Annotated in this window: 16 protein-coding genes; 11 read left to right on the top strand and 5 right to left on the bottom strand. The window is 35.6% G+C overall.

Translation table 11 applies throughout. The features are described 5' to 3' along the window. Positions 1–25 precede the first annotated feature (25 nt). The gene (locus tag ACLCEG_RS11440; RefSeq protein ID WP_004704843.1) at positions 26–859 is read left to right on the top strand and encodes an SDR family NAD(P)-dependent oxidoreductase; all 834 of its coding nucleotides are present in this window, start codon (positions 26–28) and stop codon (positions 857–859) included. 57 nt (positions 860–916) lie between these two features. Here ACLCEG_RS11440 and ACLCEG_RS11435 read toward each other — a convergent pair whose 3' ends face one another. The 5 genes from ACLCEG_RS11435 to ACLCEG_RS11415 form a co-directional block, all read right to left on the bottom strand. Continuing rightward, on the bottom strand, positions 917–2284 hold the full coding sequence (locus tag ACLCEG_RS11435; protein WP_223861079.1) for an MATE family efflux transporter: 1368 nt from the start codon (positions 2282–2284) through the stop codon (positions 917–919). 105 nt (positions 2285–2389) lie between these two features. Next, positions 2390–3544 carry a pyridoxal phosphate-dependent aminotransferase gene (locus ACLCEG_RS11430; protein WP_410567582.1) on the bottom strand — a complete coding sequence of 385 codons (1155 nt, stop codon included), beginning with the start codon at positions 3542–3544 and terminating at the stop codon, positions 2390–2392. Between the two features lie 27 nt (positions 3545–3571). Further along, the gene (locus ACLCEG_RS11425) at positions 3572–4882 is read right to left on the bottom strand and encodes a DUF445 domain-containing protein (protein WP_019458561.1); all 1311 of its coding nucleotides are present in this window, start codon (positions 4880–4882) and stop codon (positions 3572–3574) included. A 13-nt stretch (positions 4883–4895) separates the two neighbouring features. After that, positions 4896–5459: a CC0125/CC1285 family lipoprotein gene (locus ACLCEG_RS11420; RefSeq protein ID WP_004704850.1), complete on the bottom strand. Its 564-nt coding sequence runs from the start codon at positions 5457–5459 to the stop codon at positions 4896–4898. A gap of 60 nt (positions 5460–5519) precedes the next feature. Then, complete coding sequence (locus ACLCEG_RS11415; protein WP_004704852.1) at positions 5520–6059, bottom strand: DUF924 family protein; 540 nt, start codon at positions 6057–6059, stop codon at positions 5520–5522. Between the two features lie 168 nt (positions 6060–6227). Here ACLCEG_RS11415 and gshA point away from each other — a divergent pair, with 168 nt between their 5' ends. The 10 genes from gshA to ACLCEG_RS11365 all read left to right on the top strand — a co-directional run bounded on the left by gshA (position 6228) and on the right by ACLCEG_RS11365 (position 17688). Continuing rightward, positions 6228–7805, top strand: a complete 1578-nt coding sequence (gene gshA, locus ACLCEG_RS11410; RefSeq protein ID WP_346790791.1) for a glutamate--cysteine ligase — start codon at positions 6228–6230, stop codon at positions 7803–7805. A 14-nt stretch (positions 7806–7819) separates the two neighbouring features. Continuing rightward, entirely contained in the window at positions 7820–8335 is a 516-nt protein-coding gene (locus ACLCEG_RS11405; protein ID WP_004704854.1) for a disulfide bond formation protein B, read from the top strand. Between the two features lie 167 nt (positions 8336–8502). Then, complete coding sequence (locus ACLCEG_RS11400) at positions 8503–11808, top strand: type VI secretion system Vgr family protein (protein ID WP_410567579.1); 3306 nt, start codon at positions 8503–8505, stop codon at positions 11806–11808. A gap of 12 nt (positions 11809–11820) precedes the next feature. Further along, positions 11821–13569 carry a LysM peptidoglycan-binding domain-containing protein gene (locus tag ACLCEG_RS11395; protein WP_410567577.1) on the top strand — a complete coding sequence of 583 codons (1749 nt, stop codon included), beginning with the start codon at positions 11821–11823 and terminating at the stop codon, positions 13567–13569. 21 nt (positions 13570–13590) lie between these two features. After that, positions 13591–14049 (top strand): hypothetical protein, encoded by a 459-nt coding sequence (locus tag ACLCEG_RS11390; RefSeq protein WP_410567575.1) that lies wholly within the window; start codon positions 13591–13593, stop codon positions 14047–14049. Position 14050: 1 nt separating this feature from the next. Further along, positions 14051–14407 (top strand): hypothetical protein, encoded by a 357-nt coding sequence (locus ACLCEG_RS11385; protein WP_410567573.1) that lies wholly within the window; start codon positions 14051–14053, stop codon positions 14405–14407. A gap of 140 nt (positions 14408–14547) precedes the next feature. Then, positions 14548–14901, top strand: a complete 354-nt coding sequence (locus tag ACLCEG_RS11380; RefSeq protein WP_410567571.1) for a hypothetical protein — start codon at positions 14548–14550, stop codon at positions 14899–14901. A 365-nt stretch (positions 14902–15266) separates the two neighbouring features. Further along, on the top strand, positions 15267–16001 hold the full coding sequence (locus ACLCEG_RS11375) for a lysozyme inhibitor LprI family protein (RefSeq protein ID WP_410567569.1): 735 nt from the start codon (positions 15267–15269) through the stop codon (positions 15999–16001). Between the two features lie 43 nt (positions 16002–16044). Continuing rightward, positions 16045–16845, top strand: a complete 801-nt coding sequence (locus ACLCEG_RS11370; RefSeq protein ID WP_410567567.1) for a hypothetical protein — start codon at positions 16045–16047, stop codon at positions 16843–16845. Between the two features lie 117 nt (positions 16846–16962). Beyond that, a complete protein-coding gene (locus tag ACLCEG_RS11365; RefSeq protein ID WP_410567565.1) occupies positions 16963–17688 on the top strand; it encodes an SH3 domain-containing protein in 726 nt (241 codons plus the stop codon). The last annotated feature ends 23 nt before the right edge of the window (positions 17689–17711 follow it).

The following is a 17711-nucleotide window of genomic DNA, read 5'->3' as shown; positions in this document are numbered from 1 at the left end:
CAAATCGAAAAACAAAGGATGGACAATGAAAAATTTTAAAAACAAAGTCGCTGCAATTACGGGCGCAGGTTCTGGCATTGGGCAACAACTAGCAATTCTCTTGGCAAAACAAGGCTGCCATCTTTCTTTGAGTGATATTAATGAAAAGGGCTTAGAGAAAACTGTTGAGCTATTAAAACCCTACAGCAACATTAGCGTAACAACTAAAAAGCTGGATGTTTCTGACCGTGAAGCGGTAAAACAGTGGGCACAGGAAACCGTGCAAGATCATGGCTCTGTTAATCTCATTTTTAACAATGCTGGGGTTGCCTTAGGTTCAACTGTCGAAGGTGCGACCTACGAAGATTTAGAGTGGATCGTTGGAATTAACTTCTGGGGTGTGGTTTACGGTACTAAAGAATTTTTACCGTTTATTAAGCAAACTCAAGATGGTCATATTATTAATATTTCTAGCTTATTTGGTTTAACTGCTCAACCTACTCAGTCTGGCTATAATGCCACTAAATTTGCGGTGCGTGGTTTTACCGAGTCATTACGCCAAGAGCTAGATATTGAAAAATGTGGCGTAAGCTCGTTGTGCGTACATCCGGGTGGTATCCGTACCAATATTGCTAAAGCTGCAAAAATGAGCGATAGCTTGAACACCTTGGGTATGGATCCGACAAAATCGATTCAAAATTTTGACAAGTTATTGCGTACCCCACCAGAAGAAGCGGCTCGTCAAATTTTGGATGCAGTTTTGAAAAATAAGCGTCGTTTACTCATTGGTAGTGATGCAAAAATTCTGGATGCATTCCAACGTTTATTCCCGACAGGGTACCAACGTGCTTCAACCATTGTGACCAAATTAATGAAATAACTTTTAATGTAAAAAAAGCCATCATTTGATGGCTTTTTTTATAAGGCTTAATGCATTCTAAATAAGAACTTTGATCTTCTTTTTCTTCCAAATAAACTGATAATACAAGCCTTGAACAATACAGAGGCTGACAAATGCCAAGGCATAAGCAAACCAAATCCCTTTAAGTCCCCACATTGAGCTAAACCAGTAAGCACATGGAATTTCAATAAATAAAATAGCCGATATGTTTAATAGCATTGGGGCTGTTACGGTACCACTGGCACGCATTATGGATGCAAAAATGGCACCTGCACCAAAGAACAAAATTGCCCAAAGTACAATAAATAAAAGTTGCTGCCCTAACACCACCACAGTTGGGTCGGTAATGAATAAAGCCATTAAATATTTTGAAAATAGATAGCCCAGTGCGATTAGGGTACCTGTAAATAAAAAGTTCATACCTAGAGCCGTGCGGGTAACACGTGCAAGTAGGTCTGATTTACCTGCACCAATGGCTTGTGCTGCAAAAATTGAAGCTGCAATTGAGATTGATAAAGCAGGAAACTGAATATAGTTGAGTACTTGGTTCACAGCACCATATGCAGCTGTCGCATGAGCGCCAAAACGGTTGACTAAACCTACAATCACGAGTCCTGCCATAGAGGTGGTAATCATTTGAATACCAGTTGGCACACCTAGGCGCAAAATGATTTTGCTTAAGTCTGGGTTATGACGAATATGCTGCAAAAGTTGGCGGTTCGGTCGAAGCGGATGCTTTTTCTTGTTTAGGTAAATTGCCAGAAAAATTAGAATCGCAATATAACTAATAATAGACGCTATAGCCGGTGCAATAATACCGAGAGCAGGAAAACCAAAATAACCCTTAAGCAATATAGGGGTAATAATTACGCCAATTACACTAGTTAAAGCAAGAGCCAGTAAAGGTGTCGTACTGTCACCTACACCGCGTAAAATTGAGGTATAGATAATATAGACAAAGAGAAGTGGACTACCTGCCAACATCCACTGCACATAAGGCAATGAGAGATGCATGACCTTTGGGTCGGTGCCTAAAAGTTCTAAAATATCGTGGGCAAAAAACACACCAATAATTGCAGTAATGATACCGCCAATAATGGTCATAAACAGAGTAGACCCTACGACACTTTGAACTTTTTCTATATCCTGCGCACCCCATGCTTGCCCGACTAAAATAGTCGTACCAGTTGAAATTCCGATAATAAAAGCCAGCAGTAAAAACAAAATGGGGAAATATACAGAAACTGCGGCAATTGCATCGACCCCCATCATTTGGCCAACAAAAATGGTGTTAATGGTGCCAGACAAGTTCTGCAAAATATTGGTTGCAATGAGTGGTAATAAGAAAACAAAAAATGTTTTCCATAGATTTTGCTGATGAATTAAAGACTGTCTTGGTGGCATGTATTCTCCATCGCCCATCTCTTTGATGAGCGGGGCAGATATTCAACTTAGCATATTTAGAGGAAATTTCTTGTAGTGTTTTGCTATGCTAAGTTTCTAAATTTATTAACATTCATTCAAGATTTCTCCTGCTTTTTGCAATGTTTCATCATTTTTAGCAAAGCAGAAACGAATGAGGCGTAAAGACTCAGGCGCTTGTTGGTAAAACACCGAAACTGGAATAGCCACAATTTTATGTTGCTCGGCAAGAAACTGGCACATTTCAACATCGTTTAAATCGGGTCTAATCTGGCTGTAGTCAAGGTTTTGGAAATAAGTGCCTTGAGATGGCTTAAGTAAAAAACGGCTATTGTGAATTGCCTGATTAAATCGATCCCGCTTAGTTTGATAAAACTGTGAAAGTTCCCGAATATATTCCGGATGCTGTTGCATATATTGCGCTAGGGCAATCTGACAAGGTGTCGTGCCACAGAAATTCGCATATTGGTAAATCTGACGGAATAAACGCATTAATTCGGGTGAAGCCACACAGTAACCTGTTTTCCAACCTGTCACATGAAAGGTTTTCCCAAAAGAACCAATCACAAAACTACGTTCTCTAAGCTCTGGAAAATGCAACGCACTAAAGTGTTGCTGACCGTCAAAAACTAAGTGTTCATACACTTCATCAGATAAAACCACAATATTTTTATCTCGAATCAGTTCAATAAGCTCTAACCAGTCCTGTTTTTCCCATATGGTGCCAGTTGGATTGTGGGGCGTGTTCACCACAATCATACGGGTTTTGTCATTAATCAAATCTTTAACTTGCTGCCAGTCAACCTTAAAGTCAGGTGCTTGCAGGGCAATACGAACAGCTTTGCCACCTGCTAGCTGAACAGAAGGGCTGTAGCTGTCATAACTCGGGTCAAAAATAATGACTTCATCACCTGCATTAATACATGCCTGTATGGCACAGAAAATAGCGATGGTCGCGCCAGGTGTAATCGTGATTTGTGTGACAGGATCAAGTTGAAGTTGGTCGCGCTGTTGAAACTGTAAAGCAAGCTGTTCACGCAGAGCGAGAATGCCATCACCTGGTGGGTATTGATTGTGTCCAGCCAAAGTTGCCTGTGAGAGGGCTTCGAGCAAAGCAGGAGGTGCAGGAAAGTCAGGGAAACCTTGTGAAAGGTTAAGTGCACCCAAACGCTGTGCCATTGCCGTCATGGTACTAAAAATAGTGACCCCTTGTGCGGGCAATTTTGACTGAAGCTGTAGCATGTTGTTCTCTTAAAGAAATGATTAGGGTTATAAAATCGATTCAATTGCTGCGCGGATTACACCTAGAGTTAAACCGATAAATGCGCCAACTACAACGCCGTTTACGCGAATCATGTGTAAGTCGCCACCGACTTCATTTTCAATTTTTCCAATCATTTCACGTGAGTCCCATTCATGAATGCGTTCACTCACATAGCGTATGATTTTATGGCTATATTGATCGGTAAAAGTCAGTGCAAGCCCTGTCATTTCTTTGTTGAGAACTTCACGTACTTTGGTATTTTGAACAAGGTTTTCACCGAGTTGCTGGATTGCTGCACGTAGGTTCATTGCAATGCCAGAGTCTTCTTTCATTAAATCTTCTTTAATGGCATCACATAAAATTGTGACAGCACCGCTAATGAAGTTCAGGACTTGAGGACTATCTAACAGTGCATCTTTACCGCTATTTAGACGTTGGCTCGCAACACTATCTGGTTTTGCCAGCTCAAGCATGAGAGAGTGAGCAACAGTTTCAATTTCTTGCCGCCATGGGTGTTCAGGGTCAGCTAGCATTGATTCTACTTTTTCAATCAATGAGTCGATGGTGCGCTGCTGAACATCAATACCAATCCAGCTTGCACCCTTTGCCAGTGACCAGACTCCCAGCGCTTTAAACATTTTTCGGGTCAATTCACGAGTTTTATCAGGGTTTTGTACGACCCACTCATGCGCGATATCGAGACCACGCTGCAATACGTCTTGGTGGAAATCATTTTCCAAGACTGCACGTAACATTTCACTGGCAAGTTTATTGACTTGCGTATTGCGTACCCATTGCACGCTGTTGTTTTGCACAAAATTGGCAATTTGCTCTTGGCTCACAAATTCAAAAATTTTCGGTACCGTTTGTTGAATGAGCTGTACCACTTGTGTGTTGTTTTGTGGGCTTGCTAGCCATTGACCAATGGCAAGGCTTAGGTCGGTTTTTTCTAAGCTTCGTTCAACCACTTGAGGTGACAGGAAGTTTTCCTGCACAAATCGGCCCATTGACTCTGCAATACGAGCCTTATTGCGCGGAATAATTTCGGTATGATCGCGCAAAAATTTAGGGATAGGAAGCTTACCAAATGGGTTTCGAAACAGAACGGTAATGGCATACCAGTCTGCAAGTCCACCGACTACGCCAGCTTCCGCACCTAACATTAAAATATGAATTAAGTTTGTGTACTCTGGCAAAAAGCGATTGGCAACCAATAAGCCAATCCACAACACTACAACAATAACCAGCGCCATCGTCGCAAAGTATTTGCTGCGCTTCAGATTGGGTGCATGGTGTACTTCTTCTGCCATATTCATACGTTCATCCTATTCATTTTTGTTTTACTGGCGGCTCAGGCGGTGGCAGCAATTCTCCTGTCGGGCTTAAGCCATATTTTTGTCCGATAGATTTGAGAATTAATGTTGCATCAAAAGCATCTTGCGGAGCCTGCTTTTGATCCCGATAACATTCAATAGTATACGACACTTGAACAGGGTCGATATTGACCACTTGTGGGAAATCATAGAACGGATCATGCCAGAAACCTGGATAACGACGCCCATAACCATACGGATAAAAACTCGGTGCAGCTGGATAAACCACAGCCTGACGAGGTGGTTTTTGGCTTTGATTACTTGGGTCATTTTGTACTTTAAAAAAGCGGAAGCCTTTTTGTACAGTCGTTTGTGCTGATTTCACCAAGGTAATTTCTTCAGCTGTTCCATAGCTCATGTTTGAGTCAGCTTGGAAGCTGATTCGGAACGTTTGTGCATTTAACGGATAGGCTGAAAACTGGCCAAGTTGATCGAAAGTTTTTGGTTTGCTAGGTATGGTAGAACAAGCACCTAGAGTTAAGGCAGTGCCTAAAGCTAAACAAAGAGAGAGATATTTCATGGTGAACTCCCAGCTGAGCATGGAAGAATGGATAACTCAGCATTAAAAAATAGAGCAGTCTTAAAAACTGCTGTTCGGTTCTAATAAAAATTCGGTTTCCTCTGGTGTCGAAACACGTCCGAGGATGGCATTGCGATGAGGATAACGTCCAAAGCGATCAATAATCACTTTATGCTTTTTCTCAAAGCTTAAATTAATTTCATTGCCGAGGCGTTGAAATAACTTTAAAGCAAACTCATGGATCAATTTTGATTCACTATGCATAAATGGCATATACAAAAATGAGCGTTGGTCAGGATTAAGCTGTGCATCGAGTTGTAAGCTAATAGCTTCTTGTGACAAAGCTAAAGCGAGGCTGTCATAAGCAAAAGATTCGGGTTGATCACGATAAATGTTGCGAGAAAACTGATCTAGCACAATAATCTCTGCAAGACGACCTTCTGCTGTTTTTCGCCAAGACCAAAGTTCTGCTTGAGTCGCCTGACGATGAATGTCTGCAAATTGATCACGGATTTTTTTGTCAAAATCATCACTTTTTGCAAACCAAAGTGAACGGTGTTCAGGTGAAAACCAGAAGTTTAAAATGTCTTGATCGTTCATGATATTGACAACTCTTTAGCAATTATTCTTCAATAAAATCACAATTCTTTCGTGTCTTAAATAACAAGATTGTGATAAAAATTGCCAAACTGAAATGATGTGATCATATCAACATCCATATCATGTCACGATTTTGTATATAGTGATCTTTTATAAGCGAGCAAATGCATGAGTCAACCCACTACACCATCTCAATCAGTTATTCCTGCTTGGGTGGATTCGTCGCTATTACAAGGCATGTTACGTGGAATAGAACGTGAAAGCCTACGTATGCAAAGTAATGGGTTCTTATCACAAGAGTTACATCCAAAGGCATTAGGTTCAGCTTTAACACATCCAAAAATTACGACTGACTATTCAGAAGCGTTAATGGAGTTTATTACTTCACCACAGCCAACAATTGGTGATGCCTTGCATGAACTCACCGATATTCATGCGGTTGTACACCGTCATTTAGAAAATGGTGAAAAGCTCTGGCCGTTGTCTATGCCATGTATGCTAGATGACAACGAAGAACGAATTCGTTTAGCTCAATACGGTACTTCTAATATTGGTCGCTTTAAAACGCTTTATCGCCGTGGTTTGGGGATCCGTTATGGTCGCCGTATGCAGACGATTTCGGGTGTACACTATAATTTATCTTTTCCAGATTCTCTTTTTTCTGCTTTGCAGGCACATGAAACTGACGAAAAATTAAAATCACTCAGTCTGCAAGATTATCGTAGTCACCGTTATTTTGGACTTATTCGTAACTTTATTCGTTTAACGCCACTGGTAATGTTCCTAGTCGGGGCAAGTCCTTCGGTTTGTCGTTGTTTTTTGACCGGGCATCAACATCATTTGTTGCCTTTAATCAAAGGGTCATACTATTTACCGTATGCTACAGCACTCCGTATGGGACGTTTAGGCTACCAAAACTCGGCACAAAAAAGTTTAGGTATTCACTACAACAACCTATCTGGTTATCTGGCTGGTTTACAAAAAGCAGTACATTCTCCTTACCCGCCATTTAGCCGTTTAGGGTTAAATGATGCCTCTGGTGAACCGTTGCAAATTAATGACCATGTTTTACAAATCGAGAATGAATATTACAGTCTCGTGCGTCCAAAACAGGTACCTCACGCAGGTGAAACGCCATCTCAAGCCTTGCAAAAGCGAGGCGTGGGTTATGTTGAACTTCGTGCAGTAGATGTAAATCCATATTCATCAATTGGTGTAAATGAAACAACGGCTGGTTTCCTTGAGGCACTGGCGCTTTATTGCTTACTCAGTGATAGCCCTGAGTTGCTATGTCCTGAGCAAGATTTGATTGAGAAGAACCAGACAGAAGTGGTTAACCGTGGCCGAGCGCCAAACGCAACCATTACTGATTTAAACGGGTCTTACCATATTGAGGACTGGGCACGTCAGCATATCTCGAACATGCAGGCTTGTGCCAAATTACTTGATCAGACCTATGCAACAACTCTGTACAGCTCGGCTTTGACCGTAATGCAAGAACGCATTGATGAAGTAGATGAAACATTATCTGCCCATGTGATTGATGACACGTTAAAGCATGGTGGAACTTGGAGCTTTGGCAGTCATATGGCACAGATGCATGCTGAAAGTTATGAAAAGCATGAAATCAGTGCAGAGACTTTACAATATTTTGAACAATTGGCTGCACAATCTTTACAGCAGCAAGAACAACTTGAACAAGATAGTCAGATCAGTTTTGATCAATATCTTGAACAATATAGATAAAAACGAGGTTTTACATGCGATTAAGTTACCGTTTGGTGAGTGGACTGCTTGTACTGGCAAGCATTGTCGGCATGTCTTTTGCGTTATATTTGGAACATGTAAAAGGTTTAGAGCCATGTCCGCTCTGTATTTTTCAACGTGTTGGCTTAATGGCAATGGGTTTTGTGGCGCTCATTGCATTTTTGCATAACCCAGTTTCAAATGCGATTAAACGCTTCTACGCATTTTTAGCAGGCATTGCAATTTTATGGTCTGTAGGCGTGGCAGGCCGTCATGTTTGGATACAACATTTACCACCAGACCAAGTACCAAGCTGTGGACCGGGTTTAAATTACCTGATTGATGCTTTACCGATGAAAGCTGTTTTACAAGAAGTGCTTTCTGGTTCAGGTGAATGTGCTGCTATTGATTGGACCTTTTTAGGTCAGTCTTTGCCAGTTTGGTCATTAGTGTATTTTGTTTTGCTATTACTGGTTTGTTTATGGCAATTATTCCGTTTTTATCCAGTATTTAAGACGGCTAAAAACTAAGTTTAATATGATTAAAAAAAGCCCAACTCAAGTTGGGCTTTTTTTAATCACTTTAGAATAAGTGAGAATATAAGAAAAATTGATAAAAATAGCGCATAATTTTGTAGACAGATAGTTCTGTTTTTTATAAAGTGCACCCGTTTATATATCCTTACGATTATAAAAAAATGCTTTTTAATATATTTAGTGTCTTGGAAAAAATAGGGCTAAATGCTCAGAAACGTGCTATCCATGTACAGTTCTCTAATGAACTACTCAATAACCAAATATTCTTACAACGTATAGAAGGCCAACATCAGCTGAATGGTGGCCTAATGGCAGAGTTGATTTGCCTTTCAACCAATGCCCAAATTGCATTGAAGCAATTTATTGGTGTTCAAGTCGCTGTTGATCAGGTCACAGATTCGGGCCAATTGTTCCGAACAACAGGTATTGTGACTGAAGCCAGCTATGGGCAAAGTGATGGCGCTTTAACGCTTTATAAGCTGACTATAGAAGACGCGACAAATTTATGGCACAAACGCCGTAATAGTCGTGTTTTTATGAATAAAAGTATCGTAGAAATTACCGAAGTTCTATTTAAAGAGTGGCAAGAAAAAAGTCCACTGTTTGCTGCGAGTTTAAGTCTAGACTTGGATGGGTTAAGTCAAAACTATGATATTCGACCTTTCACCATGCAGCACAATGAGTCTGACTATGACTTTCTTACGCGCTTATGGCGAAGTGAAGGCATTAGTTGGCTCATTGATGAGTCAGAGCTTTTTGTTCCGCATTTTACTGCGCCAATACAAGCTCAAAAACTAAGACTCATTGATGACAATAGCCAGTATCAGGCTTTAGAGCGTCGTAGTATTCGTTATCACAGAAGTAGCGCAACCGAATATCAAGATAGTATTACTGGCTTTGTTGCAGTGCGAAGTTTGCAACCAACAGCGGTACATGTGCAGCGCTGGCAACCCGATGCCCTTGCACAAGAAGAAGGTAATGGTTCGGTTGTTACCACACATACACACTCAGATAACTTTGACTCAGCCACTTTAAGTCTTGAGCAAGCATGGCACGTAAGCCCCGCTTGGATGCAAGATTTAAAAGGGGAAGATCAGGCAACCGCTTCGGGTAGTAGTCAGTTAGAAAAACTAAATCAGCACTTCACCGACATGCATGCGAGTCGGGCTAAATATTTTAAAGCCTATAGTAGTGTCCGCGATAGCCAAGTCGGCTATTGGTTTAATCTACGTGAACACCCTGAAATTGATCAGCATGAAGGGGCAGATCAAGAGTTCCTGATCATTGCTAAAAACTTCTATAATCAAAATAACTTACCTAAAGATTTACATCAGCAAGTTAGCCAGTTATTAACCCAAAGTCGTTGGGACCAACATGGTTATGATGACATCGAACGTCAAGGTAATGAGCTGACTCTAATACGCCGTCAAATCAAAACTGCGCCTGAATATAATCCAGAACAGCATCGCCCAATTGCCTACCCGCAAAGAGCCAAAGTCGTGGGACCACAAGGAGAAACCATTCATGTCGATGAGTGGGGGCGCATTAAAGTACGTTTTCTATTTACCCGTAGTGATGATCATGGCCATGACGGTGGTGCAGGTAGCAATGATAACGATACCGACTCGGCTTGGGTGGATGTACTGACTCCTTGGGCAGGAGAAGGTTATGGCGCACGTTTCTTACCACGTATTGGAGAAGTGGTTGTTATTGACTTTTTTGATGGCAATATCGACCGTCCATTTGTGACTGGGCGTATCCATGAAGCACAGCGCTCACCCACCAAGTTCGATGTAAAAGGGCAACTTCCTGCAACTAAAAAACTGAGTGGGATTCGCAGTCAGGAAATCAATGGAAGTGGCTTCAACCAATTACGCTTTGATGACACAACCGGACAAATTAGTACTCAACTCCAAAGTAGTCATGCAGCAACACAGCTGAATTTGGGTAATTTAAGCCATCCGAAAGAACAAGAGACGAGCCAAGGCCGAGGTGAAGGCTTTGAGCTGAGAACAGACGCTTGGGGAGCTGTGCGTGCGGGTAAAGGCATGCTGATTAGTACCTATGCACAAGAGCAGGCGATTGCAGACCATTTAGAGGCTGCACAAGCACAATCTTTACTTTCACAAGGCTATGAGAGTATGAAAATGCTCAGTGAAGTTGCAGCCAAGCAACAAACTGATGCTTTGAACGTGATTAATCGCTTACCCAAATTCATCCAGTCGCTTGAGCTAAAAACCACAGGACAGGCATTAAATAGTACGGTGAACTTATTTAAAGAAGGAATTAATAACGACCCTATTCACGCTTTAAAAGACTGTGGCGGCTTTATCCAAGACATTGGTGCACTAGGTGGAAATGCAAAAGGCGTTGTAGATGAATTTAATGCTTTCTTTACCGATGCCAAAGATGCAGTAGAAAACTTAAAAGCGTTCATCGAAAACGTTGAAGAACATGGTGCCGATATCGTTAAAGGTAAACTTGCCAGCATTAAAGATCGCATTCATAAAAATCCATTTGAGAGTATTAAAGAGGTCGGAAAAGTCTTAGCCAATGTTGAGACTAAAGACTTTGACCTAATGAGTGTATGCGGAACTTTTAGTAAAGGCAGTAAATTGGAAGTATCACCTTCTAAAGCATTGAGTTCTTTACAAGGCTTTATGGAAGGTTATACCCAAGGTTTAGAAAGCAGTTCCGATACTAAACAGCAAGAACAAGGAAAAATCTTTAGACAAGCGCTTATGTTATTAGCATCGCCAAATGGCATTGCTTTGACGACACCTGAAAATATTATTTTGCAAGCTTCGCAAGATATTGCTGAAAGTGCCAGCGGCTCAATTAATTTGAGTGCACAGAAAAATATTATTGGGCACGCACAAGACAAAATTAGTTTGTTTGCCGCGCAAAAGGGTTTGCGTGCTTATGCAGCAAAAGGAAAGATCGAACTACAAGCACAAGATGATGCTATTGAAGCAATTGCCAAGAAGGTCATTAAGCTCATTTCTACTGAAGATAAAATCGAGCTTACGAGTCCAAAAGAAATTGTATTAACAGCAGGTGGGTCACAGCTCAAAATTAATGCCAATGGCGTGTTTTCAACAACAGGCGGTAAGTTTGAAAGTAAAGCTGGGCAGCATTTGTTTACGAGTGGGGCCAAGGTTTCTTATGAGGTTCCTAAGATGCCTAGTTCTTTTGATTATAGTAATAGAATTGATTTATATAAGATGTTTCAATGGAGTGATTTCGAAAATGTTAAATATAGTGCAATTTTTGAAAATCAAAGAGTTACGCAAGGGAATTTAGATGAATTAGGAAGAACAGAAAGATTCAAGAGTAGTACCCCTGACAAAATGAAGGTTTTAGTGGGATATAGTGCTGATAAATGGCATAAAGAAACAGAAGAGTTTGAGGATTTTGAGGACTATGAAACCCATAATGATTCTAATTTAAATAATAATTCTAATTAAGGGGGAGAGAAAATGAATAAGAAAGGTTTAATTCAGTTTAGGTTTGTTGAATTATTTACTGGTAATAATATACCTAATTTATATCATGTTATTAAGAATGAAAAGGGCACAACTATTGCTTCCGGAATGACGAATAGCAATGGCTTAACAGTAATGATAAGTCGAGATGTAGGTGATACTCTTTATGTATATTTAAAAAATATTATAACAGGTGATTTGAAAGAAAAAGTTAGACACACTGTTGTTTATAAAAAGGAGATAGTTAGAGTAACATCATCAAAAATTTTATTAGATAATATTACCTTGGTAAAATCAACGAATAAACCTGGTAATTATAGATATTTAACGCATAAAGTAAAAAAAGGAGAGAGTTTATCTTCAATTTCTCGTCAATTTAATTGTGAAATTAATGAAATTGTACATTTAAATAAATTAAAAAATCCTGATCATATAGATATTGGACAAATTATTAAAGTTCCATATAAAAATGCATCGAATAATACTAAAAAAAATTCTGATAAAAATCAATCTAAGCATGAAAGTAATAAACCATCTTCTCCTCAGAAAGTAAATTCACATGAAAATAATAATAAAAATACTTCAGATAAACCTCAAAAAAGAATAGAGTCAAAAGATATAACTGATGAATACACAAAAGACTCAGGAAAACCAATGAAAGTTGCTACTAATGCAACGTCTCCATGTATTTGTAAACAATATAATTTGGCTTGGGGATCTAAAGTTAGTTGTGAGTTTAGGAAAAAAGTTATAAAAATAGCAAAGAATTTGTGGCCTAATGATTCAGTGAATATGGCAAGCCAATTAATGGCTGTTATGCATTTAGAAACTACCGGTACATTCAGCCCCAAAGTTGGTACTTTTACAAGAAAAAATTTAACAGATAGTGCCGATGGTGGTTATGTTGGACTCATACAATTTGGTAAAGGTGCTGCAATTGATTTAAAAGTTAAAAGATCTGATTTAGCAAAAATGACAGCAATACAGCAATTAGATTATGTAGAAAAATTTTATCAATTAAGTTCGGCTCATACAAAGATTAAGACTCTAACCGGATTATATTTATGGGTGAATTATCCTAAAAATGTCAAAGAAAATCGATTAGAGGATGAAGATATTGTTTATGCTGCACCTAAAGATGCGGAAGTAACTTCTAAAAAATTTTTAGAAAGTCCCTATTATCAAAATCCTATTTTTATGAAAGAGAAGGATGAATATAAACGGGATGGCAAAAAAATTATTAGGCAAGGAGTTAAAAATGGATCTACTAAAGTTTGGGAGGTCGAGCAAGAAATTAAAAAACACTTAACTGAAGGAATAAAAAGTCAAAACTTAGAGAAAAATTATACCTGTGCATACATAAATAATGCTGAGATAAAAAATAATCAGAAAATTAATTTGGAAAAATTTGCTGAAATTTTAAGAAAGAGGGCTAAAAAAGAAAGCCAACATGAATGCGCAAAATATGTAAGAATTGCATTAGAGGCAGGGGGAGCAGATACTTCAGGACATCCTGTCCCTGCATCAGATTGGGGGCCAACTCTCAAAAAAATAGGTTATAAAGAAATACCTGAAGAGTTTAGTAAGCCCCAATTAGGTGATATTTATATCATCACAAAAACGGATAAGCATAAATATGGCCATATTGCAGGCTATGATGGTAGCCAATGGATTTCTGATTTTAAACAAAAAGGTCATAGGATTTATAGCGATCATGTTAATTACAGATACTTTAGAATGTAATTTGTTAAATAGGAGATTTTAATGAAACTTTTAATTTTAGAAATTTTATGTTTAAGCCTTTTATCTGGTTGCGTTTCCGCAAAAGAAGCTGAATGTTACAATACTTCAAAATCTCTAATTACGGATTTATATAATAAATTTCCTATTAATGGAGATGAGGTTGTTGAAAATAAAAATAGAAAAACCCTAAGTAATTTTTTTGATAAAAACCTTACAAATTTACTTATAAAAGATCAAGAATGTAGTAGAAGAAATAATGGGGTTTGTAATATTGATTTTAATATTTTAATTCATTCTCAAGATACCCCAAATAAATATAAGATATTACAGGATACGGATAATTTAGTAACAGTTAAAGTTGAATATCATCAATACTCAGAATTTATTAACTTTGTTATTAATAAAGAATCTTCTTGCAATAAAATAGGAAATATAAAATATGATGATGGAAGTGATTTAATTAAAATGCTGCGGAAATAATATGAAATATTCAATATTATTCTTAATTTTACTATTTGCTAACCATACATTTGCAAATACAGATATATGGAATGGTACCTATCATTATTATGGCTCAGAAAAACTTTTAGGAGATAATGTTGCAACTAGGGAGGTGATTTTAACACTAACATCAAAAAATTGTGTTTTCTCTATTTTTGGTTTTCAAATGGATAAAACTTATTCATGTAAGGTGGAAGAAAAAAATAATGTTCTATACATATTTGATGCTAATAGCCATGAGAAATTTGGAAAAATTATCTTTAGAAAAGGGAATTATTATCTTTATTCCCATTATGTTATAGATGGTAGAAAAAACTTTTTCTTTAAGGATAAATAATGGCTATTATTTGATCTTTATTAAATATTTTTAGTTGTATTAAATAAGCCTAACTTACTTTTGGGCTTATTTAATTTTAATATTTTATCAAAATTTTAAAATAATCATAGTAATTTTCTTTATTTTATAGAGGTTGTATAGTGAGAGTTGGTTGTTTTTTATTTACATTATTTCTAATTTCGGGATGCAATGCAGAAATTTCTAAAATTACTTATGATCAAAAAAAGCAATGTAAGAATGATCTGATGTTAATAGCATCTAAGAATTTTGATTTTAATGGTATTAATAAGGATGATATAATTTTTGATTTTTCTGAAAAAGATTTTATAAAAATTTTTGTTAAAAGTAAAAGTGGAGTTAATGATGGTGCGACTTTTGGTTGGATAAGAATTGGTAGGAAGGATAATAAATTATATGACATTACATATGATGAAGAAAATAATATTCCAATGAATATTTTGGATAAAAAAGATTATATAAGAAAATGTCTTTAATTAATTGAATTTTTGTGAGTATGTTTGTGTTTAAGAAAATAATTTTATTAATAATTGTATATTTTAATATTAATGCTGCTTATGCAGATAATAATTTTAATATGCCTACACATGGTGAGTTTATTGATTTTTTGATAGAAAATAAAGGAAAATGTAAGATTATTAAGAATATAAAATACGATAATAATACTAATTTGATTAAGATTTTGCAGCAATAATATTTATTTCTATTTAGTGTGTACTAGTGTAATATATAAATTATGGTTGGGTAAAACAAGAGACTTTAATATATTTTTGATGTTGTTGTAAATTTTTTATAAAATAGGAACTTGTCTGAATTTTGATTTTTATTGAAGGTATATATAGTGAGAAATAGTTTCACTAAGTTTTCTAATATTTTATTAGTCTCTAGTTTGAGTATCTATTCAAATGCTGCTGATTATAAAGCACAAGGGTTAGATGAGAAAACAATATATAATAATAGTGAGCATGATCTGAATAGTATATATTCTGATATAAAAAGCTATATCAGTGATAATAAAAATGAAGTTAAGTATCTTGTTGATACTCAACGTTCTTGGTTGAAAAATAGAAATTTAAAATGTAATTTTAATGGGAAAGAAGCAAATAGTGAAAACTATAAATGTCTAAGTGATTTTAATTATTCTAAAATAAAAGATTTGAAAAATTTATATTTAGACTTTGATAGTTTAGAAGGAAAACTAATAAAGCCATTTAAATATACAAATGGTATAATGAAAGAGTTAGAAACAGGAGGATGTTATTGTAATGAAAATACAATTAAAGTTTTAAAAGACAAAATTTATATATATCAAGCTTGTGATCAAGGATTAAAGGAGCCACGTATATATAATATTGTTGGTAAGAAAAAAGATGAATTTTTTATAGAATATCAAATTGATACGAATAATAATAAAGTTCCAGAATTTAATTTGACATTCGTTACTAATGGTAAAAATGTTTGGAATATAGTTCCTAAAATCTTTAGAAAAGAAGATTTGATAAATTTAAATTTTGCAATTAATTATACAGCAGATAATAATCTTAAAGAGACGAGACTAGCATGTTCAATTAACTGATATAAATTTAAAGACTAATATTTTTGTAAACTGAGAAAACTGTATGTTTAAATTTTTTTTAATTGGTATATTAGCTTGGGCTAATGCTGCTAATGCTGAGTTTAATATAGAAACTAATCAAGATCAGCCAGTAAATATCAAATTAGGGTATCAGCGTGTTTTAAATTCTTCCTTTATATATACTGATGTCAGCAAAAATATAGATTTAAAAAAAAATATCGTTACTGTTCCATATGGTGAAGTTATACTATTACTAGATCCAGTTTTGAATAATAATAATGAGATAAAAGGAAAGGATTATTACTTTATAAGCTATCAACCTAAAATTCTATTTGGGGAAAGTCAGTATAGGCTTCCATTTGTTATTTCAGATGTTGGTGCAATTGGTACTAGTATTATTTATAATGATAATAATATTTCTATTTTTACAATTGAAAGTTATACAAATCCTGTGTCCAATAATAATTCAAAAAAATTTAAAAGTGATATATATGTATTTAATAAAAAAAGTTTAGGAATATATAATCCATCATTTTTATCAATAAATGTTAAATTAAGAAGTTTAAATGATGCTTCAATGAAATTTACAGAATTATCATCCATAAAGTATAATAAAAATGATAAGTCCTATCAAATAGTATATGACTTTCAAGAAGTAAGTGAGGATTTTACTTCAACTGGAAAAGTTAATTATGAGAAGTTTCCAATTCAATATTCTTTTTACTTGATTCCTGATAAAAATAAACCTTTTTTAATTAAAGATATTATTGAAAAGAGAAAGGGTGATAAAAATATTGTTTCGAAAATTGAAAATAATGATATGTATTCATATTTTTTAAAATAGAAATATTTTAATATTCATATTTTTTTATAAGCAGTAATAAATTAATATAATTTTTTAATGCTTATAAGTAATTGGTAATATTGAGAATATTTTCTTATTAATAAAGGTTAATATCGAATGACTAAATATCTTAAATTTATAGTTTTTACCTCTTTCATGATTGGATTTATTGAGACTTCATATGCTGATTTTGGTTTTATTCAAGATAAAGATGGGTATGTGAATGTAAGGGAAAATCCAAGTTTAAGTTCGAAAGTTACAACCAAATTAAATAATAATGAAATTGTTTCTTGTGTGATGGATGAAGAAACTAATAATTTTTGTTTAGTTAATGCAAGTAATGGTGCAACAGGGTTTGTCTATAGAAATAGAATAAATAATTTTAGTGGCTACACTTCTATTAAACTATCTCAATATTCTAGAGAAAAAGCTGTTTATAGTGATAAAAATATAATAGTAGAAGTGTATGCAAAAAAAGCTATTTTAGATCCTAAACTTTATAAAACTTTTAAAGGTGAATATAAATATTTTAATGATAAAAAGTTCTTTGGTACAGATGGTAGCCTACCTAATAATGATTTTTTACAACTTGATAAAATTATTGTTAAAGAAAAAGATAACACAATAGAAATTAGTAGAACTGAGCTTGAACAATATTTTTTCCCTAAAGATGGTGTCGATGGGGGCAAGAATGAGCTTGCTGATTTTAAAATATACTACTTAAATAATAATATTTTTATTCTAAATACTTTTAATGATGGTGGTGCAGCAGCTTACAATATTGTTTTAAATGTAAAGAATGGAAAATTAGTTTCTAATAAGGCTTGGAAAGTTGATATTTGATAAAATTCATATATTAAAGTTAT

Origin of the sequence: Acinetobacter sp. H1(2024) (assembly GCF_046557555.1) — a bacterium.
GTDB classification, from domain to species: domain Bacteria; phylum Pseudomonadota; class Gammaproteobacteria; order Pseudomonadales; family Moraxellaceae; genus Acinetobacter; species Acinetobacter seifertii.
The sequence above is the reverse complement of the archived record's forward strand: the minus strand, read 5'-3'. Positions and strand labels throughout refer to the sequence as shown.

Bases quoted from the DNA above. Each gene is read 5' to 3' on its own strand.
- ACLCEG_RS11440 (WP_004704843.1), top strand. From the start codon at position 26: ATGAAAAATTTTAAAAACAAAGTCGCTGCAATTACGGGCGCAGGTTCT.
- ACLCEG_RS11420 (WP_004704850.1), bottom strand. From the start codon at position 5,459: ATGAAATATCTCTCTCTTTGTTTAGCTTTAGGCACTGCCTTAACTCTA.
- ACLCEG_RS11390 (WP_410567575.1), top strand. From the start codon at position 13,591: ATGAAACTTTTAATTTTAGAAATTTTATGTTTAAGCCTTTTATCTGGT.
- ACLCEG_RS11395 (WP_410567577.1), top strand. From the start codon at position 11,821: ATGAATAAGAAAGGTTTAATTCAGTTTAGGTTTGTTGAATTATTTACT.
- ACLCEG_RS11415 (WP_004704852.1), bottom strand. From the start codon at position 6,059: ATGAACGATCAAGACATTTTAAACTTCTGGTTTTCACCTGAACACCGT.
- ACLCEG_RS11430 (WP_410567582.1), bottom strand. From the start codon at position 3,544: ATGCTACAGCTTCAGTCAAAATTGCCCGCACAAGGGGTCACTATTTTT.
- ACLCEG_RS11385 (WP_410567573.1), top strand. From the start codon at position 14,051: ATGAAATATTCAATATTATTCTTAATTTTACTATTTGCTAACCATACA.
- ACLCEG_RS11435 (WP_223861079.1), bottom strand. From the start codon at position 2,284: ATGCCACCAAGACAGTCTTTAATTCATCAGCAAAATCTATGGAAAACA.
- ACLCEG_RS11400 (WP_410567579.1), top strand. From the start codon at position 8,503: ATGCTTTTTAATATATTTAGTGTCTTGGAAAAAATAGGGCTAAATGCT.
- ACLCEG_RS11365 (WP_410567565.1), top strand. From the start codon at position 16,963: ATGACTAAATATCTTAAATTTATAGTTTTTACCTCTTTCATGATTGGA.
- gshA (WP_346790791.1), top strand. From the start codon at position 6,228: ATGAGTCAACCCACTACACCATCTCAATCAGTTATTCCTGCTTGGGTG.
- ACLCEG_RS11370 (WP_410567567.1), top strand. From the start codon at position 16,045: ATGTTTAAATTTTTTTTAATTGGTATATTAGCTTGGGCTAATGCTGCT.
- ACLCEG_RS11425 (WP_019458561.1), bottom strand. From the start codon at position 4,882: ATGAATATGGCAGAAGAAGTACACCATGCACCCAATCTGAAGCGCAGC.
- ACLCEG_RS11405 (WP_004704854.1), top strand. From the start codon at position 7,820: ATGCGATTAAGTTACCGTTTGGTGAGTGGACTGCTTGTACTGGCAAGC.